The organism is Burkholderia metallica, from assembly GCF_902832845.1.
GTDB classification, from domain to species: Bacteria; Pseudomonadota; Gammaproteobacteria; order Burkholderiales; family Burkholderiaceae; genus Burkholderia; species Burkholderia metallica.
In genome coordinates, this window is record NZ_CADFDB010000013.1 from 96,793 (window position 1) to 122,305 (window position 25,513).

Here is a 25,513-nt window from a genome sequence, read left to right on the forward strand (position 1 = left end):
GTGTGGCGGCCCGACACACGCATCGGCCGGCACACCGCGACGGGCGCGCAGCGCAATGCAGGCCGCCTCGCTCACGCGGCCTGCGCTGCGCTGCACATGAACGACCGGGCAAGCACTCCTGCCCGGTAGCGAGTGCTTAGCAGTATAGAAGAACCGTGTTGCGCATTCGTCGTCGATCGAATAAATCTATCCGGCGGCGCGAGCCGCATTGCCAGATTCAATGTCACACCGTCGCTATAAAATGTATTCTCGATACCGGAAAGCGTGACGTGTGCCACGTCATTTCTTCACCTGGTCTCGACGCATTCGGTCAAATCTTCCGCTCGATAGCACACCATGGCGAAATCCGTCGATGACGGCGCGCGGCTCGTCGGCCGCTCGCGTACGATCCAGACCCTGTTGCTGAACATCTCGCGCGTGGCCGCGACGCGCGTCGGCGTGCTGATCGTCGGCGAAAGCGGCGCGGGCAAGGACATCGTCGCGCGGCTCCTGCACGATATGAGCCCGCGCCGCCGCGGCCCGTTCGTTCCCGTCAATTGCGGCGCGATTCCTCACGACATTGCGGAGTCGCAACTGTTCGGTCACGAGAAAGGCAGCTTCACCGGCGCGGTTGCCCAGCATGTGGGCATGTTCGAAGCCGCGCGCGGCGGCACGCTGTTTCTCGACGAAATCGCCGAAATGCCGGCCGAGCTGCAGGTCAAGCTGTTGCGCACGCTCGAGTCGAACACGATCGTGCGTGTCGGCGGTCATGAATCGATTCCGCTCGACGTGCGGATCATCGCCGCCACCCATCACGATCCCGTCGAGGCGGTACGCAGCGGCCGGCTGCGCGAAGATCTGTTCTACCGGATCGCGACGGTTGCGCTGCACGTGCCCGCACTGCGGCAGCGCGAGGACGACGTCGACGACATCGCGCTGCAGATCGTCGATCGGCTGAACGCGCGGCACCGCACCCGAAAGCGGCTGTCCATGCAGGCGATGAAGGCGTTGCGAACCTATACGTGGCCGGGCAACGTGCGTGAGCTGCGCAATACGCTCGAGCGCGCGTTCATCCTCGCGGACGAACAGATCGAACTGCAGTTGCCGCGCCGCGCGCCGCCGCGCGAGGAATTGCGCCAGAACGCGATCACGCTGCATATCGGCACGACGCTCGCGCACACGCAGCAGCGCTTCATCGTCGCGTCGCTGCGGCATTTCAACGGCGACAAACCGCGCACGGCCAAGGCGCTAGGCATCAGCCTGAAGACGCTGTACAACCGGCTCGCGCTGCTGCCCGAACACGAACGGAACGCGGTGCGTGCAGCGGGTACGTCGAGCACATCGAGCACATCGAACGTGTAGTACGTATAGAACGCGTCGAATCGCCGAACCCGCGCCGCATGCGCGCGGCTCACATCGCGACGTCACACAGCGCGGCGTCCCAGTCGCGCACGAACCGCTCGATGCCGAAGCGTTCGCACGCATCGCGTCGCGCGACGGCCCCCCACTCGCGCGCGAGCTCGGCATCGCGAATCAGCATGCGCATCGCATCGATCAGCACGGCCGGCCGCGTATCGGCCATCCCGTTGTGGCCGCTCCTGACGAGCTGCGCCATCTCGGTCGTCGCGAGCGCGACGATCGGCATCCCGATCATCATCGCCTCGATCACGGCGAGCCCGAGGCTCGTATAGCGGACCGGATTGAAGAAGAACCGGTAGTGCGACAGGAAGTGCGGCAGCGCCGGGTTCGGCACCTCGCCGATCCCCCCGAGTTCCTTCGAGCCCGTCCCGACGAGATCGAGCGGCACACTGTGGCGCACGACCTCGAACAGGTCGGCACCGACACGGCGGCCGCGGCGCGCCAGGTCGTTCGCGACCGTCACGCCTTTCGGCAACGTGCCGCGATACTCGACGTTCTCGGGCATCAGCACGCCGTGTTCGATCACGCGTGTCGGCGTCACGCCGTTGTCCCACATCAGCGCGTTGAACGGCGTCACATGCACGAGCAGGACGTCCGGGTCCTGCACCGGGTGCAGCATATCGGTCGGATGCTCGCGCGGCGGATCGTGCTCGACGAACAACGTCGGCAGCGCACGTTGCGCCTCGCTCAGCAGCCGCATCCGGTCGTGCTGGTAATGGCGCAGATGCTGGTACAGCACGCAGTCGAACGTCGTGTCGCGCACGCACTCCGCCGGCACCTCGTGCACGTTGTCGCCCCACGGCAGGCGCCCGACGCGGCCCGCGTAGCCGGGCGGATTGTGCGGCTTCGTCACGATGAAGAAATCGTGCGGCGCCTGCGACAGGTAATACAGGTAATTGCCATGCACGTGCCAGGTCAGCACGCGCAACCGCCTACGTGACATGACGCGCCTCCTGCGCGAGCAGTTCACCCGCCCGCTCGATCACGTCGCCGACGCCGATCGCCGTCGCGCACTCATGCCCGTGCGGGCACGTGTCGAACATGCAGGGCCGGCACGCCGGATAGTTCGCGAGTACGCGATGCCGCTCGCCGTCGGGCGGCGCCCAGCGGGTCGTGTCGCTGCCGCACGCGACGACCACGCTCGGCGTGCCGAGCGCCGCGGCGACGCGCGCTACGCCCGTGTCGTTGCACAGCAGCAGCCGTGCGCGGCCGATCAGTGCCGCGAGCGCGCCGAGCGGCGTCCGGCCGCAGAGGTTCACGCACGGCCGCGCGAGGTGCTCGGCGAACGCGCCGGCCAGCGCCATTTCCGCGCGCGTGCCGGTCAGCACGATCTGCCAGTCCTCGTCGGCGAGCTGCCGCGCGGCGAGCGCGAAGCGTTCGACCGGCCAGCGCCGCGACGCCATCCGCGCACCGGGATGGACGATCACGTAGCGCCCCGGTTCGAGCGCATGCTCGTCGCACAGCACCTGCCATAAAGCATCGTCCAGGCCGCCGAGCGGGAATTCGAGGAAGTCCCCCCGCTCCGCATAGCCGAGCTTGCGCATCAGCGTCAGGTAGCGCGCGACCTCCGGCTCGCAGTCGCGCCACACGAGCGTGCAGTCGAGCGGCGTCGCGCCGCCGTCGGCCGGCATGAAGCCGGCCGTGCGCGTCGCGCCGAGCGACGCGACGATCGCATTGGTGTGCGTGCCGCTGCCGTGCAGCTGGATCGCCAGGTCGAAGTCCCGCGCGCGGCATTCCGCGACGAACGCTTCACGCGCGGCCGCGTCGGGCACCGGTTGTTCGTCGAGCCCCGGCGCACCGGGAAACGCGATGAAACCGTCGATGTAGTCGGAAAAGCGCGACGCAAACTCGCGCGCCCACGGCAGCCCGATCAGCGTGATCCGGGCATCGGGTTCGCCGTGCCGCAGCGCACGCAGCGCCGGCACCGCGCACAGCATGTCGCCGAGCTGCAGCGCGCGGAATACCGCGATCCGCCGCGGGCCGCACACGAGATCGAAATCGGCAGGATTGGACGTCATACGAATGGAACCCGGAAATGAAGCGCGCCGCGCAGGCGCCGGTACGGCGACACCGGGGGCATCGCGATGGACGTCGCGATCCGCTCCGCGACGTGCGGCGGCGCGCGCCGCGTGCCGCGCCGCCGCACGGCCTCGCGCATGACGATGTCCGCCTTGAGTTCGTCGCGTTCTCCCCCATGCTGCGCCGTGCGCACGGCGTCGATGCGCGATTCGGTCTCGCGACCGCAGTCGACGAGGATCGTGCCGTACCGCGCGGCGCGGCCGGCCTCGACGTCGTCCGGGATGTTGCCGATCAACCGGCTCCATTCGGGGACGCCGCCCAGGGTGGCGAGCGCGCGACGCAACCTGCGCGGGCGCGGCTTGCGGCACACGCGGTCGATCGGACAGGCCGGCACGCTGCCCCGCGGGTGATGCGGGCAGCAAAAAAAATCCGCCAGCGCCGCGCCGTTTGCTTCGAACAGTTCGGCGAAACGCTGGCGGACCGCGCCAAGCTTGTTTTCGATACAGCGGCCGGGCGCGACGCCCGGCTGATTCGACACGACCACGCGCGGCAGGCCGGTCGCACCGGGCGTGCGCCCTGCGCGCGCCGCGCCCGGCGCGCGTGCGGTGCGGCCGGCGAGCGATGCTCGCGCCGGATCGTGCATGACGTCGTTCACCTGCCTCTCCTTTGGGACATCCGGGCGCATCCGAACCAGAACCGACCGAGACAAACCGTGACGCTTGCCGCGACAGGCGTCGATGCAGGAGACCCAGCGAAAACCATGCCGGCTTGCGTGCGCCCGCGCCGCCATGCAGGCCGGTGCGCGGTCGCCGGATTTTTTTATAACCGGCTGTAAAAAGCGGCGCCGGCGACCGCACTCAGATCGCCAGCGCGTCCGGCGTCGCCTGCGCGCGGCGCTTCGCGAGCGCGCGCAGGCAGTGCGCGATACAGCCCGCGAACGCCTCGTCGAACCAGGGCTGCGCGCCCGCCACGCCGACCACGATCCCGGCGAGCGCGACGCTGCCCCACAGGTTCGTGTCGCCCGCGCGCAGCCGGTACGGCTCCAGCGCCTGCACGACGTGGCCGTCGCGGCCCGTTTCCCACGACAGCCGCGCCTTCGCGCGCGCGTACGCGCGATAGTCGGCGTCCCAGTCCTTCGGGTCGGGAAGCGAGAACTCGTACAGGATGGCATCGTCGAACGCCGCATCGCCCGGCCCGAGCGCCGGGTCCATGACCACGATGTGCAGGCAGCCGCTGTCGCCGACGAAATCGCTCTGCAGCGCGGCCGACAGGCTCGGAAGGAGCAGTTCGACGGCGGCGACCGCGACCGCGCGGTCCACGAACGCGCTACCGGCGCGGCGCCCGGTCAGCGTGCCGGATATCGGGTTCGGCATGGGTTTCTCCAGAGGAAAACGCGAGTGCGCGCAACGCCGCGATCAGGTCGGCCGTCGCCGCGGGCTTGGGTCACGTACGCTTGGAAACCGGCCCGGCTCGCGGCCGAAGTCGACATGCTCGAACGCGATCGCACCGCCGCGCGCCTCGAGCGCTTGCGCACCGGGCGGGCGAGTCATCGTTCTCGCCAGGCTTACGGTGCGCAGCGAACCGCCCGAACCGCCGCCCGATGTCCGGCATCGCGTCGTTCGCCTCGCGGAACACGAAGCCGCGCGCGTTCCAAGGCGGGCCGCTCAGTGAGGCGGATTGCGTTCGCGGTCGCGACCGACGGTGCCCGGCTCGGGATCGAGCACGGCAGGCTGCGTCGGCGTAATGGTCCGCTGTTCGGGATGCAGCACCATGCCCGTATCGTGCTCGCCGTCGCGGCGCACGCGCACGCGATTCTCGACGTCGCGCACGCCCATGCAGCCGTCGGCCAGATCCTCGATCCCGTGCTTCATCCACCGCGCCGGCACCGTGCCGTCCAGTTCGACGCGGCCCTCGTTGACCTGCACGGTGACGTCGCTCACGTCGATGTCGAGCGCATGGGCGAGCCGCTCGCACACGTCCTCGCGGATCCGCTCGTCCGTGCGCGTATAGCCCTTCGGCCCGCGGCGCCGGCGCAGCGCATCGCGTTCGGCTTCGCTGCCGAAACGCGACGGGTCGGAGCCGCCGTAGCGCGGATCGCCATACGTCCGGTCGCCGGCGTACCCGCCCGTGCGGTGCCGACCGCGAAATTCCGGGGCGTCGCCGCGGTCCCGGCCTTCCCGCCATTCGCGATCCTGCGCGCGATGCTCGCGTGAGCCGTATTCCGGTTCATGCGGCTCACGCGGCAACCCGCGCTGCCAGGCGTCGGCCCTGCCGCGCCGCTGGCCGACCGGCCGCGCGTCGCGCTCGCTCCATTCGCTGCCCCAGTCTTCCGGCCCGACGTCCTCGCTCGCGAAGCGGCGATACGCCGCTTCGTCGTCTTCCGGCCACCGCGCCGGGTCGTCCCGCATCCCGCGCTCGCCGGCGCCGCGGTACGCGCGTTCGTCGCGCGCCTGCCAGTCGGACGGGTCACCGCGCTCGCCGTGCCGTCCCGGATATCGTCGTTGCATCGTGTCCCTCCTTGATCGCATGTGCGCCGCGCGCGGCCCATGCCGCGTCGCGACGCGCGTCGGTCCGGTCGAACGCAAGACGCGTGCCGATACCGTCGCCGATGCGGGACTCACGCGCCTCGCGACGTCGACGCGCGGCCGCACGCGCCAAACTGCAATGCGATTGCAGTTTTTGCGTGCCGGATGTCACGGCGTGCCGTCGTCGCCCTGCTCGCCCCGGTCGTCCGGATCGTCAGTACGACCGAGCTCGCTCAACCGCTCGGTGCGGTCCGGCCGGATGTCCGCGTCTTCGTCGAGCGTCGAATCGCCGTCGGCCGACGCGCGCTCGCCGGTGCCCGCGCGGTCCGTATCGCTGTCGAGCGAGGCATCGCCGCGCTCCAGCGCGTGATCGTCGAGCGGCGAATCAATGTCGAACGGATGACGCCGTGCGCCGGCCGTGTCGCTGCCGCTGTCGGACGAGTCGCCCGGGCCCAGCGCGCGGCCGTCGCGGCCGCGGCCGGCGTTGCCGTCGTCGGGGCCGGCCGGTTCGTTGTCGGGGTTCAGCGTACTGTTCATCGCGTTCTCCTTTCCAGGCGCGTGGCCGCGGGCGGCCGGGCGTCCGCGCAACGGCACGCGGACTGGCAGGCCGTGCAATCGCCATGCCCCGTCGCGCGCCTCACCGCCCGGCCCCTGGTCGCCGGCCGCCGGCTCGGCCGACCGCACAACCGATGCGCACCCATTGATCAGCCGAAGCGAGTTCCCTTATGCTTCCGGGGTGCCAATCCGATTCGTATTGCCGCCGCCGGCGCCCCGACGGCGGCCGGTTGGCGTTTACCCGCTCTCCTTCGACCAGCCGCTCCGATGAAGCAAGACGACGCCGATCCCCATTCGCCCCTGCCGCCGCACGGGCAATCCGACGCGCGCGACCTGCAGCACCGTTTCGCCGAGTTCCGGTTCCAGACGGTGGTCGAGTCGATCACCGACTACGCGGTATTCATGCTCGATCCGCACGGCAACGTCGCGACGTGGAACGCGGGCGCCCAGCGCATCAAGGGCTATCGCGCGGCGGAGATCGTCGGCCACCACTTCTCGCGGTTCTATCCGCCCGACGCGGTCGCGGCCGGCCGGCCGTCGTACGGACTCAACGAAGCGGCCACGAACGGCCACTTCGAAGACGAAGGCTGGCGCGTGCGCAAGGACGGCTCGCAGTTCTGGGCGAGCGTGACGATCACCCCCGTGCACGACCACACGAAGCAGCTGTGCGGCTTCATCAAGATCACCCGCGACATGACCGAACGCAAGCGGCTCGAGGAACTCGAGGCGTCGACGCAGCGGCTCAGCGTGTTCATCGCGATGCTCGCGCACGAGCTGCGCAACCATCTCGCGCCGCTGCGCCATTCGGTCGGCGTGCTGCAGAGCCTCGCCGATCCGGCGCCCGCGCTCGCCCAGTGCGGCGACGCCGTGAATCGTCAGGTCACGCAACTGACACGGCTCGTCGACGACCTGCTCGACGTCGGGCGCATCACGGCCGGCAAGGTCGAACTCGACGACCGGCCCACGACCGTGCGCGACATCGTGTGCCGCGGCGTGGAAAGCATCCAGCCGAAGCTGGCCGCGCGCGGCCAGCACATCCGCGTCGACCTGCCGCCCGATGCCGTACCGCTTCACGGCGACGATGCGCGGCTCGTTCAGGTGCTGCACAACCTGCTCGACAACGCGTCGAAGTTCTCGCCGCACGGCGGGCGCATCGAAGTCGGCGCACGCGTCGAAGGGCCGGTCGTCGCGATCCGCGTGGCCGACCACGGCGTCGGCATCGCGCGCGACGCGCTCGAAACCATCTTCGACCTGTTCGAACAGGAAAGCGGGTCGAGCCGGCAACCGGCCGAAGGCTTCGGGCTCGGGCTCGCGATCTGCCGGACCTTCGTCGAACTGCATGGCGGGCGAATCTCGGCCGAAAGCGGCGGGCTCGGTCAAGGTGCGACGTTTACGGTGCGGCTGCCGATCGACCGGATGACCCGCGCGGCGCCCGTCGACGTGCCCGCGCCGGTCAAGCAGCCGGGCACCCGCCCGCTGCGCATCGTCATCGTCGACGACAATCGCGATTCGGCCGACACGCTCGCCGTGCTGCTGCAGGTCAAAGAGCACGCGCCGCGCGTCGCCTACAACGCGAACGACGCGCTGGCGCTCGCCCGCGACTACGCACCGCAGCTGATGATCCTCGACCTGACGATGCCCGACATTGACGGCTTCACGCTGCTGCACGAACTGCGCAAGCTCGACGCGCTGCGCGACGCGACCTGTGTCGCGCTGTCCGGTCATGCCAGCGCGGCCGACCGCGCACGCACCGAACACGCCGGCTTCGACGAGCACCTCGTGAAGCCCGTCGAGATGGCCGTGCTCGACGGGCTGCTGCAGCGCGTTGCGCGTAAGGTCGGCGACGACGCACCGTAACGTCGGCGCTCCGGGCGGCGAATCGCGCGGCACGTCGCTGCGCGTGATTCGTACGCGAGTGCGCGAGTGCGCAGCGGCGGCAACGATCGTGCGCTTGCCGCGGGCATTCGGTCGCGCACAGGTCAGGTCGCACGCGTGCGCGCACAGCGCGAAAGTGCGCGGCGCGAGCAGGCCGCGTCGACGTGTCGCCGGCTTATTCCAGCCGCCCAGAGCAGCGGGCGCGCTTTGTTCAAGACGAAGTCTGCCGATACCGAGCGGCTATCACTTCCGGATTCCTATATAAATCGCTCTGCGCCGTCGAGCATCGCGGCCGCATTCTGCCGCGCGATGACTCTCCTCCCCGCGATCTTCCAACACTGTTTTTTGCATTCGTCGCGCTGCCTTGACGAGCGGTTATTGCATCACGGGCAGATGCTTCCAAAGCAAACACGACAGCCACCGCTCACTCGACAAGGCCGCAAAAACCATAAGCGCCGCCTGATCAGGCTGGCTTCGCCTGCGAGCATCCTTCCCCGGCCGAAACGCGCGCATCCATCGGACGTTTGCCGCCCGTTTCGCACCTCGCATCACGGTTCACGGTGTGACCACAATTCGTTCGTTCGCGTCGCAGCGGTCTCTCGTCTTTCATCGGCTACTCCGTTCGGAAAGCGAACGGGTTCGGAGGATCGCTCGAGGCGCCGCAAGGTCTCGTAATAAGGGATCAGTACACGGATCGTCGGGCTACGCATCGTCGGCCCGGCGCAGCGGAGGGGCTGCGACTTGCGCGCAGTGTCGCGGCCGATGGCCACCGGAACATGCACGCACGTACAGTGTGTCGCTCGCGCGGTTCTCCTCCGATGAAAGAGGCGCGGCATCAGGACAAGGAGAAAATTGCGACGATCGACAATGCGCGCGCTGTGATAGATACCGACGCGAGCAAGAGAGCGCGACATAGCGCGAAGCGCTAGCATCTCGGGCTCGCATACGCGGTCAACCGACACGCGCGAGCGGCCTGAACACCGATCGCACACGACATGCGCATCAGGTCGCCGTCAGGCAATGACGTCAAATCACCACAACAAGCTCGCCGCCTTACACCTTCCCCGCCAGATGAAACCGCGACGCCGGATGCCACAGCTGCACCGACGTCGCCACCTGCCCGCCCACCCACGTGCGCCGCCGCAGCAGCAGACACGGTTCGCCGATTTCCATCACGAGGTGCCGGCGCACCTGCGCATCGGGCTTCTGCGCGTAGATGCGGAACTCCGCGCGCTGGATCGGCGCGAGCCGCACCATGTAGTGGTTCGGCGTCTCGACCGTGAAATCCTGCTCGAGATAGGCGGGAAACAGCGCCGGATTGACGTAGCGATCCTCGAACTGGATCGGCTCGCCTTCCTCGCAATGCACGATGCGCGAATGAAACACCGGCCCCGTACGAAGCCCGAGCGCTTCGATCGCCTCGGGGTCGTCGCTGCGCTCGATCGTCAGCACGCGCGCCGTGTGCCGATGGCCGCGCTCGGCGATCTCGTCCGCGATATTGCGGATCTCGAGCACCGTCGATTCGTAATGACGGCGCTCGACGAAGGTACCCGCCCCCTGGATGCGGGTCAGCACGCGTTCGCTGGTCAGCTCGCGCAGCGCACGCGACACCGTCATCCGCGCCACGCCGAACTCCTTGACCAGCTCGGCTTCGGTCGGAATCGCGCTGCCGGGCTTCCAGTCGCCGTTCGCGATCCGGTCGACCACGTAGCGCTTGATCTGCTGGTACGCAGGCAGCGCACGCGCCGGCACGTCGTCGCCCGGTTCGCTGCCCGGCCGGGCAGCCGTGTATCGTCCCGCTTCGTTCATGCGCCCTCGATCGAATGAAGGTTGAATGCAGATTGAATGACCTGCCGGCCGTCGCGTCGCCGATGCGTCACGCCAGCGACGGCGGTACACCCGCGACGATCGCGGCCGCGGTCGCGAAATCGTCCGCGAGCGGCCGGTCGTCGTGATACACCGGCACGCGTTCGCGCACGTAGCGCCACAGCGCATCGGTCGGCGCCGCCCGCGCCGCGCCGTTCTCCTGCAAATCGTACGCCTGCGCGGCGGCCAGCAACTCGATCGCGAGCACGCGCGTGGTGTTCTCGATGATGTCGAGCGTCTTCAGCGCGGCCGGCGTCGCATGGCACAGATGATCTTCCTGCAAGCCCGACGTGATGCCGCCGTCGAGGCTCGCGGGCGCGGCAAGCCGCTGGTTCTGCGCGACCAGCGCGACCGCGGTGTACTGCGCGATCATGAACCCCGAACACGTGCCGCCCGGCGCCGCAAGAAACGCCGGCAGCCCGCTCACGAGCGGATTGACGAGCCGGTCGAGCCGCCGCTCGGCAATCGCCGCGACCTGTGCCATCGCGGCCGCGAGGCTGTCCATCGCGAGCGCGATGCCCGCGCCGACCGCATGCGCCTGCGAATGGACGGCCGGCGCATCGGGCGTGCCCGCGACGATCGGATTGTCGGTAACGGACGCAAGCTCGCGGTCGACGACGTCCGCCGTGACCGCCAGCACGTCGCGCGCCGCGCCGTGCACGTGCGGAATCGTGCGCAGGCTGAGCGGGTCCTGCGTATGCCGCCCGGTCGCCGCGGCGAGCATCGCGCTGTCGGCAAGCATCGCGCGCAGGCGCGCGCCGACATGCCCGATGCCAGGCGAAATGCGCAGCGCCAGCGACGCCGGATCGAACGCGGCGAGCTGGCCGCCGAGATTCTCGAAGCTCGTCGCCGCGACCCAGTCGGCCCAGTCGAGCAAGCGCTCCGCACGCGCGAGCGCGAGCGCGGCGAGCCCCGTCACGCACGGCGTGCCGTTGACCAGGCTCAACCCTTCCTTCGCGCCGAGGACCAGCGGCTCGCGGCCGATGCGGCGCAAGGCTTCGTCGCCGCGCACGCGTTCGCCGCGATGACGCGCGTGGCCGTGCCCGATGCAGACGAGCGCGACGTGCGCCATGTGCGTCAGGTAGCCGACCGAACCGTGCGCCGGCACTTCCGGCAGGCAATCGTGCTCGAGCAGCGCGACCAGCTGGTCGACGATGTCGGCGCGCACGCCCGAATGGCCGTGCGCATAGTTGTTGATCGCCGCCGCGATGATCGCGCGCGTCTCCGCCGCACCGAGCGGCGCGCCGACGCCGACCGCGTGGCTCATCAGGATGTTGCGCGACAGCGCGCCCTGCTGCGCCGGCGACACGATCACGTCGCACAACGCGCCGACGCCCGTGTTCACGCCGTACGCGCGGATGCCTTGCGCGACGATCGCGTCGACGAGTTCGCGCGCCGCGACGACACGGCCGCGCGCGTCGTCGGTCAGCGCGAGCGGCGCGCCGGCCGCGACCGCTGCGATCTGCCGCCAGTCGAGCGGCCGTGCCGAACGGAAGACGGTCATGGCGGCCTCAGTTCGCGGCGCGGTCATGATGGCTCGACACAAACTGGCGGAAGCGCTCGGAACACTGGCCGCCGAACAGCTCGCCCGGTGTGCCGTCCGCATCGACCTCGCCTTGATGCAGGAACATCACGCGGTTCGACACGTGCCGCGCGAAGCCCATTTCGTGCGTGACGACCAGCATCGTGCGCCCTTCCTCCGCGAGCGAGCGCATCACGCGCAGCACCTCGCCGACCAGCTCCGGATCGAGCGCCGACGTCGGTTCGTCGAACAGCATCACCTTCGGATGCATCGCGAGCGCCCGCGCGATTGCGACGCGCTGCTGCTGGCCGCCGGACAGGTGGGCCGGGTAGTAGCCCCGCTTGTCCGCGAGGCCGACGCGCGCGAGCAGCGCCTCGGCCTCCTCGACCGCTTCCGCGCGACTGCGCTTCTGCACGCGCAGCGGGCCTTCGACGAGATTGTCGAGCACGGTCATGTGCGACCACAGGTTGAAGTTCTGGAACACCATCCTGAGCTGCGAGCGGATGCGGTCGACCTGGCGCCGGTCGCCCGGATGCAGCTTGCCGTCGCGCGCGCGCTTCATCTTCAGTTCCTCGCCGGCGAGCGCGACGGTACCGTCGTCCGGTGTTTCGAGCAGGTTCAGGCAGCGCAGGAAGGTACTCTTGCCCGATCCGCTCGCACCGAGGATCGAGATGACGTCGCCCTCGTGCGCGTCGAGCGAAATGCCCTTCAGCACGTGGTGATCGCCGAACGACTTGTGGATGTTCCTGACCGACAGGGCGACGGGAGCAGCGGTGTTCATCGGATTCTCCTGGAAGGAAGGATGCGGTCAGGATGCGACGCGCCGGGCGGCGCTGGCATCGGCGGCGGGCGCGCCGGACGGCTTCGGCCCGCGCAGGTGGCCCGACAGCCGCCATTCGAGCGCACCGAGCACGCGTACGACGATGAAGTTCAGGCCGAGGTAGATGAGGGCCGCGCACACGAACACTTCGGTCGTCCGGTAGGTTTGCTGAATGATCTGCTGCGCGACACCCGTCACCTCCCACACCGTCACGAGGCTCGCGAGCGCGGTCGACTTGACCAGCAATACGGCTTCGGTCGAATACGCGGGCAGGCACTGGCGCAGCGCGATCGGGCCGATCACGCGGCGCAGCAGCGCGAAGCCCGACAGGCCGATCGAATAGCCTGCCTCGATCTGCCCGACCGGCACGGCCATCAGCCCGCCGCGCAGGATCTCGGCCGTATAGCCGGCCGTACACAGCGCGAGCGAGAGCACCGCGCACACGTACGGCTCGCGCAGCAGCGGCCACATGAAGCTTTCGCGGATCACGCCGAACTGGCCGAGCCCGTAGTACACGAGAAACATCTGGATCAGCAGCGGCGAGCCGCGAAACACGAGGATGTACGCACGCGCGAAGCGGTTCGGCAGCCAGCGCGGCGACACGCGCATCGTGACGATCACGAGCGACAGCAGGCCGCCGAGCACGAGCGATGCGAAGAACAGGCCGAGCGTGGTCGGCACCGCCGCGAGCAACTGGCGCAGCGTGTCGAACAGGAAATCGAAATCGAGTGACATGTGCGCTCCGTCAGTTGCGTGCGAAGTTGCGGCGGAACGACCGGCCGACGATCGCTTCAGCCCGGTTGAACACGCGATTCGACAGCCCCGTCATGACCAGGTAGAGCGCGCCGCCCGCGACGAAGAACACGAAATACTGATGGGTCGAGTTCGCCGCGATCTGGCTCGTGCGCAACAGCTCGGCGAGCCCGGTGACCGAGATCAGCGCCGAATCCTTCAGGCTCAACTGCCACACGTTGCCGATGCCGGGCAACGCGAAGCGCAGCACCTGCGGAATCAGGATGCGGCGCAGGACCATGCCGCGCGGCATGCCGATCGAGCGCGCCGCTTCGAGCTCGCCCTTCGACACCGCGAGCACGGCCGCCCGATACACCTCGGCCTGGTACGCGCCGGAAATCATCCCCACCGCGAGCGCGCCGATCACGAACGGCGGCACACCGATGAAGCCTTCCGCGCCGAACCACTGGCCGACGGCCGTGACGAGCGTCGAGCCGCCGAAATAGAACAGGTAGATGACGAGCAGTTCGGGCACGCCGCGAAACACCGTCGTGTACAGGTCGCCGAGCAGGCGGGCGCTGCGGTAGCGCGACAGTTTCGCGGCCGCGATCGCCGCGCCGATCACGGCGCCGACCGCCAGCGCGGCAAGCGTCAGCGCGACCGTCATCAGCGCGGCGAGCAGCAGCACGCCGCCCCAGCCTTCGGTTCCGAAGCCCAGCATTTCAAGGATCGCCATGCGTGCCTCCCGGCAAGCGTTGATTGGATCGGCAGGATGTGCGCCGCCGCGCGTCGCTCATGCCGCGTGCGCGTCGGCGGCCGGACGCGCGCTTACGGCGTGACGTCGGTCTTGAACCACTTGTCGGCGAGCTTCTTCACGGTGCCGTCCGCGAGAGCGGCGCCGATCGCCGAATCGAACTTCGTCTTCAGGTCGGCATCCTGCTTGCGGAACGCGAGGCCTTCACCGGGCCCCCAGATCGGGCCGCCGAGCTTCGGGCCGGCGAGCACGATCGACGCGTTGTCCTTCTTCGCGTTGTTCGCCGCGTAGTACGTGACGTCGTCGAACGATGCGTCGATGCGGCCGGCGACGAGGTCGAGGTCGCGCTCGGGCGACGTCTTGTACACGCGGATCGACGCGATGTCCTTGAAGCTGTCGTTGATGAACTTCGTGTAGACGGTGCCCGACTGGATGCCGATCGTCTTGCCCTTCAGCTGCTTGCGCAGCGCATCGACGGTGGGCTTGTCGGCATTCGCGTCGCCCGACAGCTTGACGATCGGCGCGCCCGGCGCCGCCTTCGGCAGAATCTTCGTGTCGGTGACCGCGAACGTCGCGGGCGTGGCCGCATACGGACGCGAGAACAGCAGGATCTTCTCGCGCTCCGGCGTGATCGAGATCGCATCCATCAGGACATCGAACTTGCCGGCCTGCAGCCCCGGGATCATCCCGTCCCAGTCCTGCGCGACCATGTTGCACTGCACCTTGATGCGCTCGCACACGTTGGCGAGCAGTTCGGGCTCGAAGCCGCCGAGCTTGCCGCCCGGCAGCGTGAGGTTCCACGGCGCGTAGCCGCCTTCGAGCGCCACCGTCACGGTCTTCCACTCCTTCGCTTGCACCGGCGCCGAAAGCGTGGCCGCTGCCGCCGCGATGATGCCGATCGTCCTGACTGCCCACTTGATGTGCTTGCCGTTCACGAGAGTTCTCCTTGCGTTGAAGATCGTCATCCCCTCGGACATGCAAGCCGCCTCAGGAATTTGTCTATACAAGCATGCAAGAAGAAAAACGCAGCGACAAGCGTTGATCAAAAAAAACCGGGAAAACGCGGGAAATCCCCTAATTACGCGGCTCCGGCGTGCCTCTCTGCGGTGATTCGCAGCACGAATATGGTGCATTCCGTACGATCTTTCGATCAGAATGACTAGACAAATTTCCGATTCGACCGCTTCGCTAAACACACCGTCATCGGCCACGCTTTCCGAGCGCCCCGCGACCGCCCCTCCCGCCTGCTCACGCGATCACCACGCGGCAAACACGTCCTGCGCGATCCCGAAGCCCGTGCTCATGCCGGCGCCGCTCGTCACGACGACGACGCGCGTGGCGTCGTCCGGCGCGTCGATCACGCAATCGGCATCGGCTGCCGACGGATAGCTGCCGGTCCAGCGTTCGATCACGTCCAGTTCCGGCACGTCGAGCGTCTCGTGCAGCAGGCGCAGGATCTGCGCATCGATTGCCTGCGCCGCGAACGGCAGCGGTGCGGCGCCGTATTCGTGCGAATCGCCGACCACGAGACTGCCGTCCGCGCTCTGCACCGCGATCAGATGAATGCCGTGACCGACGCACACGGGCTCCTCCGCATTCAGGCGCGCGCGCAACGCGCCGGCGTCGGGCAACGCCGCGAAGCCCGAATAACGCAGCAGGCTCAGGTCGCTCATCACCGCGGCGCGCAGCGCCAGCGGGCGACGCGGCCGCACGCGCAGCATCTGCAACTGGCAGAGCCGTACTGCATGCCGCGCGAACCAGTCGCCGTACAGGTGGCGGCTGTCCGCATTGCCGCAGACGATCACGCGCTCCGCATGCAGCACGCCGCGCGACGTCCGCACGGACGGCGTGCGGACTTCATGCACCATCTCGCCGTAGCGAAACCGCACCCCGAAACGTTCCGCGAGCCACGACGCCAGCAACGCGATCGCGGTGCGCGGCTCGATGCGCAGCTCATGCGGGCTGTGCAGGACGCCGTGCGCACCGTCCAGCTGCAGTTCCGGCGCGACGGCTGCCGCGTCGCCGGACGTCATGACCCGGCAGCCGTCGGCCATGCCGGTTTGCATGAACGCGTCGAGCACGCTCATCGCCTCGGGGCGACGCGCGATCAGATGCAGGCCCCGGTGAAGCACGTCGATTCCGGCTTGCGGCGCGATGTCAGCCCAGACTTCGCGGCTCCCGCGCGCCCGGCGCCAGCTGTGTTCGGCGCGCTGCCCGGTGACGGTGACGAAGCCGAAATTGCGGATCGACGCGCCCGTGCATGCGGCATCGCGCTCGATCACGCAGACGCGCAGCCCCTTGAGCGCCGCCGTATAGGCATGAGCGAGGCCGACGATGCCGGCGCCGACGACGATCACGTCATGAGAATCTGCCGCTGCGATGGCGTTCACGATTGGATGTTCCTTCTGTGCGGATGACACGCGCCCCGCCGCCGGGAGCGAACGCTTCGGTTGCCGCTCGCCGTCTCCGATGGACGGCTCCCCGGGAGTGGGGCGAACGGGCCGGCTTGCGCCGGTCGATGCCGGGACCGGTGCCCGTTCCGCACTATCGCTACGCGAAATGACATCCGGATGAAAAGCCACAAAACAGCATGAATTGGCATATTTTGCCATTACATCGGAGAGCATCGGATCGCGCGGAAAATCCGCGTCGCCCTGCCCGTGCCGCGCATTCGCATACGCGGCCTCTCCGGATCGGTCGTTCCGTGCGCATCGATGCAGTACACGTCACGCGCAAGATTGTGCGGATGTGCGGCGGCCGCCGCGGGACGCGGCACCGGCGCCAAACCGACGTCGACGCCCTCGTGTTCTGCGGCGGCACTCGCGTTCGCGTGCGCGCAGACCCTGCCATGGATGCCCGTCGGCCACACCGCACTGCACGTCGTGCTCCATCGGGACAAGAACTGCACCCGGCGGCAAAACGTCACCTGAAACAGATCGGTAAAGTGGCGAGCGGCTATTTGTAATGCTTCACGGCCGCCCCTAAAAAAACCGATTCAGGAGACATGAATGCAACGCTTCACGAGATCCGCCATTCGCCGATCGGCTCTGACCGCGTCGGGCGCCGCAGTCACCGTCGGGCTGTTTGCCTGTGGCGGCGTCGACTCGACTTCCACGCCCGTGACGCAACAGGACTTCGGCTACACGACGTTGAACGTACTCACCCGCGACGGCCTGAAGTTCAAGGACATGGACAAGAACGGCCAGCTCGAACCGTACGAAGACTGGCGGCTGAGTGCCGAAGTGCGTGCACGGGACCTGGTCGGCCGCCTCACGCTGGCCGAGAAGGCCGGCCTGATGATGCACGGCACCGCACCGGTGCTGAACGATACGACCGGTTCGGGCACCGGCTCCGCGTACGATCTGGCGGCGCTCAAGTCGCTGATCGATCAGCGGGGCATCAACACCTACATCACGCGCATGAGTGCCGATGCGCAGACGATGGCCGACCAGTACAACCAGATTCAGACGCTGGCGGAGCAATCGCGGCTCGGCATCCCGGTGTCGATCAGTTCGGACCCGCGCAACCATTTCCAGTACACGCTCGGCGCCAGCGCCGGAGGCAGCGGTTTCTCGCAGTGGCCGGAAACGCTCGGCTTCGCCGCGATCGGCGACGCGGCGCTCACGCGGAAATTCGGCGATATCGCGCGCCAGGAGTACCGCGCGGTCGGCATCACCGAAGCACTGTCGCCGCAGGCAGACCTGGCGACCGAGCCGCGCTGGTCGCGCATCAACGGCACGTTCGGCGAAGACGCCGATCTCGCGCGCGCGCAGGTGCAGGCGTATATCGAAGGGTTTCAGGGCGGCGGCAGCGGCGTTCAGGCCAATAGCGTGATCGCGGTCGTCAAGCACTGGGCCGGCTATGGCGCGCAGAAACTCGGGTTCGACAGTCACAACTACTACGGCCGCTATGCGACCTATCCGGGCAACAATTTTGCGTATCACCTGAAACCGTTCGAAGGCGCGTTTGCCGCCAACGTCGGCTCGGTTATGCCAACCTATTCCGAACCGGACACGACGGTGACGGTCGACGGCATCACGCTGGAGCCCGTCGGAGGCGCGTACGACAAGGCGTTGCTGACCGACCTGCTGCGCGGGAAATACGGCTTCAAGGGCGTGATCCTGTCGGACTGGCTGATCGCCGACGACTGCGACGCGAACTGCATCAACGGCGTGTCGTCGGGGGCGCCGTCGTTTACCGGGCTCGGCATGCCGTGGGGAATGGAAGGCGCCACCCGCGTGCAGCGTTTCGTGCGGGCGGTCAATGCCGGTATCGACCAGTTCGGCGGCGACGACGATCCGTCCGACCTGATCGATGCCGTCAACCGCGGACAGTTGTCGGAAGATCGCCTGTCGGAGTCGGCCTATCGCGTGCTGCTGCAGAAGTTCCAGCAAGGCCTGTTCGACCATCCGTACGTCGACGCGGCCGCGGCCGGCAAGATCGTCGGCAACGCCGAGTTCCAGGCCCAGGCGCTCGACGCCCAGCGCCGCTCGATGGTGCTGCTGCAAAACAACGGCAAGCTGCTGCCGATGACGGCATCGGGCAAGAAAGTCTGGCTGTACGGCATCGACCCCGCGATCGCACGACAGTATGGGTATCAGGTCGTCGATACGCCGCAGGCCGCGGACGTCGCGATTCTCCGCGTGAGCACGCCATACGAAAGGCTGCACCCGAACTACATGTTCGGTTCGATGCAGCACGAGGGCAGTCTCGCGTTCGTCGACGGCAATGCGGACTACGAGGCAATCAAGCAGGCCGCGCTTGCGCCGCAATCGATCGTGTCGGTCTACATGGATCGTCCCGCGATCCTGACCAACGTGCAGGACAAGGCCACCGCGATTCTCGCCAATTTCGGCGTGACGGACGCCGCCCTGTTCGACGTGCTGACCGGGAAAGGTCAGCCGCAAGGGAAGCTGCCGTTCGAGTTGCCGTCGTCGATGGCTGAAGTCGTCGCCCAGCGGGAAGACGTGCCGCACGATACTGCGCATCCGTTGTATCCGTTCGGATACGGTCTGACGTATTGACGCAGTGTCGATGCCGGCTCGCGGATCGCGGCCGGCATCGCGCATCAAACGGCGATCGAACCGGCATCGCCCGCCGCCCGCCGCGCGGCAGTCGCGGCGGAATCGGGCAAAATGCTCCGCATCTGACATGCGGAGATGTACCCGTGGCAATCAATTTCGATTTAACCGACCTGCAGGCATTCCGCGCGGTCGTGGAAACGGGCAGTTTCCGCAAGGCCGCGGAGACGGTCAGCCTCTCGCAGCCCGCGTTGAGCCGCCGGATCGACAAGCTCGAGGAAGCGCTCGGCGTGCGGCTCATCGAGCGCACCACGCGCAGCGTTTCGCTCACCACCGTCGGCCGCGTGTTCGCCCAGAGTGCCGAACAACTGCTCGACGATCTCGACGCGGCCCTGCTCGGCATTCGCGACGTGTCGTCGAGCCGGCTGGGCCATGTGACCATCGCATGCGTACCGTCAGTGGCCTACTACTTTCTGCCCGGCATCATCGCGCGCTATCATCGCCGCTTTCCGCGCATCCGCGTCAAGCTGCTGGACGCGAGCGCGAACGACGTACTGGGCGCCGTCATCAGCGGCGAGGCCGATTTCGGCGTGAGCTTCATGGGCAGCCAGGAGGCCGACATCGAGTTCAAGGTGCTGCTCCAGGAGCGCTTCGTCGCGGCCTGCCGCCGCGACCATCCGCTCGCGCTCAGGAAGCGCGTGACGTGGAACGAACTCTACGAGCACGATTACGTGTCGGTCGACAAAACGTCCGGCAACCGCCTGTTGCTCGACCAGGCGCTTGCCGCCGTGGCGCCGCGCGGGCCGAGCGTGTGCGAAGCGCGCCACGTGACGACCCTGCTCGGCCTGATCGAAGCGGGGCTCGGCGTCGCCGCGGTGCCGTCGATGGCGATGCCCGGGCACGACCATCCCGTGCTCACGAGCGTGCCGCTCGTCGAGCCGGTCGTCAAACGACGCGTGGGCATCGTGAAACGACGCGGGCGCCCGCTCACACCGGCCGCCGAAGCGTTTCATCGGATGATCATCGAGACGAAACGTGCGGGTGCCGCAGATGGCGGCGCATCCGTATGACAACGACAGAAGCAACACGAAGGAAGACCGTACCGTGAGGTTGGCCAGGCTGCTCGGATCGCTTTATGTGCAGGTCCTGCTCGCGATGATGCTCGGCGTGAGCGTCGGGCACGTCTGGCCGGAAGCCGGCGCGATGCTCAAGCCCCTCAGCGACGCCTTCGTCGGCCTCGTCCGGATGACCATCGCACCGATCGTCTTCTGCACGATCGTCTCGGGCATCACGTCGCTGGCGAACGGAAAGGCAATCGGCCGCACGATCGTCCGGGCGCTGGCGCTCTTCTATCTGCTGACCGCCGCCGCGCTCGCGATCGGCCTCGTCACCGCGTTCGTATTGCGACCGGGCGCCGGCATGCACATCGACGTCCACCACCTCGATTCGAGCATCCTCGCGCCGTACGTAAGGGAAGCGCAACCACGCGGGCTCGTGGCGTTCGCGCTGAGCGTGATCCCCGATACGATGCTCGGCGCGTTCGGGAACGGAGACGTGTTGCCGGTGCTGCTGCTGTCGCTGCTGTTCGGCTTCTCGCTGAACGCCCATCCGCGGGCCGGCCGGCCCGTTCTTGCACTGATCGACGGGGTCGCCCAGATCCTCTTTCGCGTGCTCGCGATGATCATGCGGCTCGCGCCGCTCGGCGCATTCGGCGCGATGGCCTTCACGGTGGGCCGCTTCGGGATCGGCTCGGTCGGCTCGCTGGCGAAGCTGATGCTGTCGTTCTACGTGGCCTGCGCGTTGTTCGTCGCGCTGGTGCTCGCCCCGCTCGCGCGGCTGCACGGCTTCGCGCTGTGGCGACTGCTGCGCTACCTGCGAGAAGAGTTGCTCATCGTCCTCGCGACGTCCTCTTCGGAACCCGTTCTACCTCGCCTGATCGTCAAGCTGGAGTCGCTCGGGTGCGACAAGGGCGTCGTGGGGCTCGTGCTGCCGGCAGGCTATTCCTTCAACCTCGACGGCACCGCGATTTATCTGACGCTCGCAGCCCTGTTCATCGCGCAAGCGTGCGACGTGCCGCTGTCGGCGTCGCAGATCGCGATGCTGCTCGCCGTCATGCTGCTGACGTCCAAGGGCGCGGCCGGCGTGTCCGGCAGCGGGCTGGTGGCGCTGGTCGCCACGCTCGCCGTCATGCCCGACCTGCCGGTTGCCGGGGTGGCCCTGCTGATCGGCATCGATCGCTTCATGTCGGAGGCGCGCGCGCTGACGAGCGTAATCAGCAATGCGTGCGCGGTCATCTTCGTTTCGACGTGGGAACGCGCGTGCGATCGCGAGCGTCTTGCACGGGTGCTCACCGCGGCCGGGTCCGCCTCGCGTGACGGAGCCGCTGAAGACCCCGCGGCGGTGGCGGCAGAGGCCGACGGTAACGGGAAGGCGTGCTGACGCGAACCTTCCCGTCGTTCGGATTCAGTGAGCGGCAGCGGAAACGGAATCGAGTCCGGTCGACTGCACGTCCACCTGCACATCGGGCGACGCGAGATAGTCGAGCAACGCCTTCGCTTCGGCCGGATGCTGCGCGCCAACGGGGATGCCCGCGGCGAAGCGCGTGACGGACTGCAGCGACTCGGGAATCTTGCCCACGAAGGTTGCGCCCTTGACCGGCAACAGCTCGCTCACCTGCTGGAAGCCGATTTCGTAGTCGCCGTTCGCCACGACCGACGCCACCGGAATCCGCGGAACCATCTTCGCCTTCGACTTCACCTGATCCTCGATTCCGAGCTTCCTGAACAGCTCCCGTTCGATATACACGCCGCTCGCGCTGTCCGAATAGGCGATCGACGTCGCATGCAGCAGCACCTGCCTGAGTTTGTCGGCCGAGCTGATGTCGGGCTTCGCCGCGCCTTCGCGCACGACCATGCCGATGCGCGAATCGGCCAGCTCGACCCGCGAGCCGGGCACGACCTTGCCCTGCTTGATCAATTCGTCGAGGGCGTAGCCGACCATGATCACGGCGTCGGCGGGCTCGCCGCGCGCGAGCCGGTTCGGAATCGCTTCGGGCGACTTGCCCATCGACGGGCCGAGCGCGGTATCGAGCGTATTGCCCGTCGCGGACGCGAACCGCGGGCCGAGCAGTTTGTACGCGGCGGTGAAGCCGCCCGAGCTCATCACGTGCAGTTCGGCGGCCTGCGCGTTGGCCGCCACCGCGGCGGCAAGGACGAGCGCGGTCGTGCAAAATTTCCGGAGCAGATTTTTCATGATCGTGGTGTGGGTCGTGCGGATTCGTATGTACGGGTGAACCGTCCGGATGAACCGGGCATCAATGCGCGGGCGTCAGCGTCGCTGCGTGGCGACGATAGAGCGCGAACGTCGCGAGCAGCGCGCACACCGCGGCGAAGCTCATCCAGTAGCCCGGGGCCGCCTTGTCGCCCGTCATGTGAATGAGCGCGGTCGAGATGGCGGGCGTGAAGCCGCCGAACACGGCCGTCGCGAGGCTGTATGCGAGCGAGAAGCCCGCGACCCGCACCTGCACCGGCATCACTTCCGTGAGCGCGACGACCATCGCGCCGTTGTAGATCCCGTACATGAACGAGAGCCACAGGAGGACGAGCAGCATGTTGACGAACGACGGCGCGTGAGCGAGCAACGACAGCGCCGGGTAGGCGGTCACGATGGCGAGCATCGTCATGGCGACCAGTAGCGGCCGGCGGCCGATCCTGTCGGACAGCGCCCCGCCGATCGGCAGCCACACGAAGTTCGACACGCCGACGCAGAGCGTCACGAGCAGGCTGTCGGCGGTGCTCAGATGCAGCACCGTCTTGCCGAAGGTCGGCGCATAGACCGTGATCAGATAAAAGCTCGTGGTGGTCATCGCGACCAGCATCATGCCGGCCACCACGACGCCCCAGTTCTGCACCAGCGTACCGAACACTTCCTTCATGCCCGGGCGATGCGTGCGTGCGTTGAATTCCCGGGTTTCCTCCAGGTTCCGGCGCAGCATGAAGATGAACGGCACGATCATGCAGCCGACGAAGAACGGCACGCGCCACCCCCATGCGGCGATCGCCGACGCGCTGAGCCAATGGTTGAGCGCAAAGCCGAGTCCCGCCGCGACGACGATCGCGACCTGCTGGCTGGCGGACTGCCAGCTCGTGTAGAACCCCTTGCGGCCGGGCGTGGCCAGTTCGGCGAGATAGACCGATACGCCCCCCAGTTCGGCGCCGGCGGAAAAGCCCTGCAGCAAGCGCCCGAGCAGCACGAGCGCCGGCGCCAGCAGGCCGATCGTCGCGTAGCCCGGCACGAACGCAATCAGCACGGTGCCGCTCGCCATGATCGCCAGCGTGACGATCAGGCCCTTGCGGCGGCCGACTTCGTCGATGTACGCGCCCAGCACGACGGCGCCCAGCGGCCGCATCAGGAAACCGGCGCCGAACACCGCGAACGTCATCATCAACGATGCGAACTCGCTTTGTGCGGGAAAGAAGACGTTGGCGATCTGCGTGGCATAGAAGCCGAACAGGAAAAAGTCGAACTGCTCGAGAAAATTCCCGGCCGTGACGCGGAAGACCGCGGCGGCCTTCGAACGTTCGGCCGGAAGGCTGGACGAGGGGTGCATCGGGGTGTCTCCTGAAGATTCGGAAGAATGCGGAAGAGGCGGATCGATTGTCGTTTTCCGGCATGTTCGCTCGGCGCCGGCCAAACGATAAGTGCAATTTTTGGAAGAATTGATGTTGATTGGTTATCAATCGGCGCGGCGGCGCGCCCGGCCGCATACGTTTGCGCGCCCGTGCGCGATCGCCCGCGTCGACCCTGGCGCGATGCGCGGCCTCGATTTTCGGTTAACCGTGCCGTTAACCCGGATTTGACCCGCGCCGGATCACGTGCAGCCGGCCTCCCCTACGAGCGCGTAGCATGCCCGCATTCACTTCGATCGAGAACATTGCCGACTGGGCCGGACGCAACCATCTGGTCGTCGGCGCATTGGGCACGCTGATGTCGCTTGCGGCGCTCGCGATCAGCGCGGCGACCCTGTGGGCCGGACGCAGCGAAGTGGTCGAACACGCACACGAGACGTCGCGCAACGTCGCCGCGGTGCTGGCGAGCCAGATCGCGCGCACCGTCGAAACGTCGAACAACGCGCTGGTCGCGCTGGCGTCCGATCTCGGCAAGCCCGCGGTGCGGCGGATGGATGCCCGGCTGCGGCACGACCTGCTGTTCGAGCGCACGGCAGCCCAGTACGTGACCGGCATGGGCGTGACCGACGCGCGCGGCCGGTTGATCGACGGATGCTGCGGCACGACCCACCATTGGAATTTCAGCGATCGCGACTATTTCACCGTGCATCGCGATTCGGACGCCGTCGGCCTCTACGTGTCCGAGGCCTATCGCGCGCGCTCGCGCGGCGGCAAGGAGTCCATCGCGCTGTCGCGGCGCATCGACCGGCCGGATCGCGCGTTCAACGGGATCGCGGTGGTCGCCATCGACCTCGCGTACTTCGAGCAGCTGCTGTCCCGTCTCGATGTCGGGCCGCACGGGGTCAGCGCCATTCTGCGCGCGGACGGCACGATCCTCGCGAGAAATCCGCCGTTGAGCGACGGGCAGATGAATCACCTGCGCCGCTCGAAGACCTTCGTGCGGATGGTGAACAGCGAATCGGGCTTCTATCCCGCGCGTTCGAGCATCGACGGCATCACGCGGCTGTATACGTACCAGCGGGTGCCGGGCACGCCGCTGATCGCCGTCGTCGCGCCGGCCGAGCACGACGTGCTGGCGGGCATGACGCGCCTGTCGTGGACGGTCGGCGTATCCGCCACCCTGATCAGCGCACTGTTCTGCGCGGTCGTATGGCTGCTTGCGTTCGCGCTGCGGGACAACCTGCGCAAGCAGACGCAGCTCACGGACCTCACGCGGACCGATCCGCTGACGGGCCTGTGCAACCGCCGCGCGCTCGACATCGCGCTGGCCGACGAATGGAGCCGGCTGCAGCGCAGCAGCAGCGGCAGCCTGTCGATCCTGTTCATCGATGCCGATCACTTCAAGCAGTACAACGACCGGCACGGGCATGCGCAAGGCGACACCGCGCTACGTTTTCTCGCCGAATGCATCCGCGCGCATACGCGGCGGCGCGGTGATCTTGCCGCGCGCTACGGCGGCGAGGAGTTCGTCGCGGTGTTGCCGGATACCGACGAGAACGGCGCCGCGCAGGTCGCGGAAGCCATTCGGCGCGACGTCGAACGCAACCGGCTCGACGGATTTGCGGAAGCCGTTCCGGCCTTCACCGTCAGCATCGGCAGCGCGACGGGCCATCGCGCGCGGCCCGCGTCCGTGCATGCGCTGTCGCATCAGGCCGACATGGCGCTCTATCGTGCGAAGCGCGAAGGCAGGAACCGCGTGTGCTGCGCGGAAACGGAGCCGTTCGCGCGCTCGGCATGA

The 25,513-nt window shown here is 67.8% G+C and carries 21 protein-coding genes and 1 pseudogene; 6 read left to right on the forward strand and 16 right to left on the reverse strand.

The window, feature by feature from the left end; genetic code table 11:
• Positions 1-336 precede the first annotated feature (336 nt).
• Complete coding sequence (locus HWX08_RS29255; protein ID WP_174920775.1) at positions 337-1,341, forward strand: sigma-54 interaction domain-containing protein; 1,005 nt, start codon at positions 337-339, stop codon at positions 1,339-1,341.
• A 49-nt stretch (positions 1,342-1,390) separates the two neighbouring features.
• On the opposite strand, the gene HWX08_RS29260 is transcribed toward HWX08_RS29255, so the two are convergent.
• The 7 genes and pseudogenes from HWX08_RS29260 to HWX08_RS29285 all read right to left on the reverse strand — a co-directional run bounded on the left by HWX08_RS29260 (position 1,391) and on the right by HWX08_RS29285 (position 6,479).
• A complete protein-coding gene (locus HWX08_RS29260; protein WP_174920774.1) occupies positions 1,391-2,341 on the reverse strand; it encodes a glycosyltransferase in 951 nt (316 codons plus the stop codon).
• Positions 2,331-3,416, reverse strand: coding sequence for a glycosyltransferase family 9 protein (locus HWX08_RS29265; RefSeq protein ID WP_174920773.1), 1,086 nt, complete (start codon positions 3,414-3,416; stop codon positions 2,331-2,333). Before HWX08_RS29265 ends, HWX08_RS29260 begins: the two co-directional genes overlap by 11 nt.
• On the reverse strand, positions 3,413-4,102 hold the full coding sequence (locus tag HWX08_RS29270; protein ID WP_174920850.1) for an HAD hydrolase-like protein: 690 nt from the start codon (positions 4,100-4,102) through the stop codon (positions 3,413-3,415). The genes HWX08_RS29265 and HWX08_RS29270 overlap by 4 nt, the downstream gene beginning before the upstream one ends.
• Before the next feature lie 172 nt (positions 4,103-4,274).
• Positions 4,275-4,790 (reverse strand): hypothetical protein, encoded by a 516-nt coding sequence (locus HWX08_RS29275; RefSeq protein ID WP_174920772.1) that lies wholly within the window; start codon positions 4,788-4,790, stop codon positions 4,275-4,277.
• An 87-nt stretch (positions 4,791-4,877) separates the two neighbouring features.
• A pseudogene (locus HWX08_RS34485) lies at positions 4,878-5,073 on the reverse strand (hypothetical protein); the annotation flags it as partial.
• A gap of 8 nt (positions 5,074-5,081) precedes the next feature.
• Entirely contained in the window at positions 5,082-5,924 is an 843-nt protein-coding gene (locus HWX08_RS29280) for a BON domain-containing protein (RefSeq protein WP_174920771.1), read from the reverse strand.
• A gap of 186 nt (positions 5,925-6,110) precedes the next feature.
• Positions 6,111-6,479, reverse strand: coding sequence for a chemotaxis protein (locus HWX08_RS29285; protein ID WP_174920770.1), 369 nt, complete (start codon positions 6,477-6,479; stop codon positions 6,111-6,113).
• Positions 6,480-6,764: 285 nt separating this feature from the next.
• Here HWX08_RS29285 and HWX08_RS29290 point away from each other — a divergent pair, with 285 nt between their 5' ends.
• Positions 6,765-8,354, forward strand: a complete 1,590-nt coding sequence (locus tag HWX08_RS29290) for a PAS domain-containing hybrid sensor histidine kinase/response regulator (protein ID WP_174920769.1) — start codon at positions 6,765-6,767, stop codon at positions 8,352-8,354.
• A 1,071-nt stretch (positions 8,355-9,425) separates the two neighbouring features.
• On the opposite strand, the gene hutC is transcribed toward HWX08_RS29290, so the two are convergent.
• The 7 genes from hutC to HWX08_RS29325 form a co-directional block, all read right to left on the reverse strand.
• Positions 9,426-10,181: a histidine utilization repressor gene (gene hutC, locus HWX08_RS29295; RefSeq protein ID WP_174920768.1), complete on the reverse strand. Its 756-nt coding sequence runs from the start codon at positions 10,179-10,181 to the stop codon at positions 9,426-9,428.
• 67 nt (positions 10,182-10,248) lie between these two features.
• On the reverse strand, positions 10,249-11,742 hold the full coding sequence (locus HWX08_RS29300; protein WP_107312939.1) for an HAL/PAL/TAL family ammonia-lyase: 1,494 nt from the start codon (positions 11,740-11,742) through the stop codon (positions 10,249-10,251).
• Between the two features lie 7 nt (positions 11,743-11,749).
• Positions 11,750-12,541 (reverse strand): ABC transporter ATP-binding protein, encoded by a 792-nt coding sequence (locus tag HWX08_RS29305; RefSeq protein WP_174920767.1) that lies wholly within the window; start codon positions 12,539-12,541, stop codon positions 11,750-11,752.
• 27 nt (positions 12,542-12,568) lie between these two features.
• Positions 12,569-13,315 (reverse strand): ABC transporter permease, encoded by a 747-nt coding sequence (locus HWX08_RS29310; protein WP_069258217.1) that lies wholly within the window; start codon positions 13,313-13,315, stop codon positions 12,569-12,571.
• A 10-nt stretch (positions 13,316-13,325) separates the two neighbouring features.
• Complete coding sequence (locus tag HWX08_RS29315) at positions 13,326-14,048, reverse strand: ABC transporter permease (protein ID WP_107312941.1); 723 nt, start codon at positions 14,046-14,048, stop codon at positions 13,326-13,328.
• A gap of 92 nt (positions 14,049-14,140) precedes the next feature.
• Positions 14,141-15,001 carry a transporter substrate-binding domain-containing protein gene (locus HWX08_RS29320; protein ID WP_076605961.1) on the reverse strand — a complete coding sequence of 287 codons (861 nt, stop codon included), beginning with the start codon at positions 14,999-15,001 and terminating at the stop codon, positions 14,141-14,143.
• A 321-nt stretch (positions 15,002-15,322) separates the two neighbouring features.
• Positions 15,323-16,456, reverse strand: coding sequence for a TIGR03364 family FAD-dependent oxidoreductase (locus tag HWX08_RS29325; protein ID WP_244122787.1), 1,134 nt, complete (start codon positions 16,454-16,456; stop codon positions 15,323-15,325).
• Positions 16,457-17,074: 618 nt separating this feature from the next.
• Between HWX08_RS29325 and HWX08_RS29330 the strand changes: the two genes are divergently transcribed.
• The 3 genes from HWX08_RS29330 (at position 17,075) to dctA (ending at position 21,526) form a co-directional block, all read left to right on the forward strand.
• Positions 17,075-19,090: a glycoside hydrolase family 3 protein gene (locus tag HWX08_RS29330; RefSeq protein WP_174920765.1), complete on the forward strand. Its 2,016-nt coding sequence runs from the start codon at positions 17,075-17,077 to the stop codon at positions 19,088-19,090.
• 143 nt (positions 19,091-19,233) lie between these two features.
• Positions 19,234-20,157, forward strand: a complete 924-nt coding sequence (locus tag HWX08_RS29335; protein ID WP_069258213.1) for a LysR family transcriptional regulator — start codon at positions 19,234-19,236, stop codon at positions 20,155-20,157.
• A 34-nt stretch (positions 20,158-20,191) separates the two neighbouring features.
• Positions 20,192-21,526 carry a C4-dicarboxylate transporter DctA gene (gene dctA, locus HWX08_RS29340; RefSeq protein WP_174920764.1) on the forward strand — a complete coding sequence of 445 codons (1,335 nt, stop codon included), beginning with the start codon at positions 20,192-20,194 and terminating at the stop codon, positions 21,524-21,526.
• Between the two features lie 24 nt (positions 21,527-21,550).
• Here the strand turns inward: dctA and HWX08_RS29345 are convergent, their stop codons facing one another.
• Positions 21,551-22,339: a substrate-binding domain-containing protein gene (locus HWX08_RS29345; protein WP_174920763.1), complete on the reverse strand. Its 789-nt coding sequence runs from the start codon at positions 22,337-22,339 to the stop codon at positions 21,551-21,553.
• Positions 22,340-22,400: 61 nt separating this feature from the next.
• On the reverse strand, positions 22,401-23,696 hold the full coding sequence (gene tcuC, locus HWX08_RS29350; RefSeq protein ID WP_174920762.1) for an MFS transporter: 1,296 nt from the start codon (positions 23,694-23,696) through the stop codon (positions 22,401-22,403).
• A 296-nt stretch (positions 23,697-23,992) separates the two neighbouring features.
• Between tcuC and HWX08_RS29355 the strand changes: the two genes are divergently transcribed.
• Positions 23,993-25,513 (forward strand): sensor domain-containing diguanylate cyclase, encoded by a 1,521-nt coding sequence (locus HWX08_RS29355; protein ID WP_174920761.1) that lies wholly within the window; start codon positions 23,993-23,995, stop codon positions 25,511-25,513.

What these genes read in the sequence shown, in the direction of transcription:
- HWX08_RS29255 (WP_174920775.1), top strand. Translation starts at nt 337, where the DNA reads ATGGCGAAATCCGTCGATGACGGCGCGCGGCTCGTCGGCCGCTCGCGT.
- HWX08_RS29260 (WP_174920774.1), bottom strand. Translation starts at nt 2,341, where the DNA reads ATGTCACGTAGGCGGTTGCGCGTGCTGACCTGGCACGTGCATGGCAAT.
- HWX08_RS29265 (WP_174920773.1), bottom strand. Translation starts at nt 3,416, where the DNA reads ATGACGTCCAATCCTGCCGATTTCGATCTCGTGTGCGGCCCGCGGCGG.
- HWX08_RS29270 (WP_174920850.1), bottom strand. Translation starts at nt 4,102, where the DNA reads ATGCGCCCGGATGTCCCAAAGGAGAGGCAGGTGAACGACGTCATGCAC.
- HWX08_RS29275 (WP_174920772.1), bottom strand. Translation starts at nt 4,790, where the DNA reads ATGCCGAACCCGATATCCGGCACGCTGACCGGGCGCCGCGCCGGTAGC.
- HWX08_RS29280 (WP_174920771.1), bottom strand. Translation starts at nt 5,924, where the DNA reads ATGCAACGACGATATCCGGGACGGCACGGCGAGCGCGGTGACCCGTCC.
- HWX08_RS29285 (WP_174920770.1), bottom strand. Translation starts at nt 6,479, where the DNA reads ATGAACAGTACGCTGAACCCCGACAACGAACCGGCCGGCCCCGACGAC.
- HWX08_RS29290 (WP_174920769.1), top strand. Translation starts at nt 6,765, where the DNA reads ATGAAGCAAGACGACGCCGATCCCCATTCGCCCCTGCCGCCGCACGGG.
- hutC (WP_174920768.1), bottom strand. Translation starts at nt 10,181, where the DNA reads ATGAACGAAGCGGGACGATACACGGCTGCCCGGCCGGGCAGCGAACCG.
- HWX08_RS29300 (WP_107312939.1), bottom strand. Translation starts at nt 11,742, where the DNA reads ATGACCGTCTTCCGTTCGGCACGGCCGCTCGACTGGCGGCAGATCGCA.
- HWX08_RS29305 (WP_174920767.1), bottom strand. Translation starts at nt 12,541, where the DNA reads ATGAACACCGCTGCTCCCGTCGCCCTGTCGGTCAGGAACATCCACAAG.
- HWX08_RS29310 (WP_069258217.1), bottom strand. Translation starts at nt 13,315, where the DNA reads ATGTCACTCGATTTCGATTTCCTGTTCGACACGCTGCGCCAGTTGCTC.
- HWX08_RS29315 (WP_107312941.1), bottom strand. Translation starts at nt 14,048, where the DNA reads ATGGCGATCCTTGAAATGCTGGGCTTCGGAACCGAAGGCTGGGGCGGC.
- HWX08_RS29330 (WP_174920765.1), top strand. Translation starts at nt 17,075, where the DNA reads ATGCAACGCTTCACGAGATCCGCCATTCGCCGATCGGCTCTGACCGCG.
- HWX08_RS29345 (WP_174920763.1), bottom strand. Translation starts at nt 22,339, where the DNA reads ATGAAAAATCTGCTCCGGAAATTTTGCACGACCGCGCTCGTCCTTGCC.
- tcuC (WP_174920762.1), bottom strand. Translation starts at nt 23,696, where the DNA reads ATGCACCCCTCGTCCAGCCTTCCGGCCGAACGTTCGAAGGCCGCCGCG.
- HWX08_RS29355 (WP_174920761.1), top strand. Translation starts at nt 23,993, where the DNA reads ATGCCCGCATTCACTTCGATCGAGAACATTGCCGACTGGGCCGGACGC.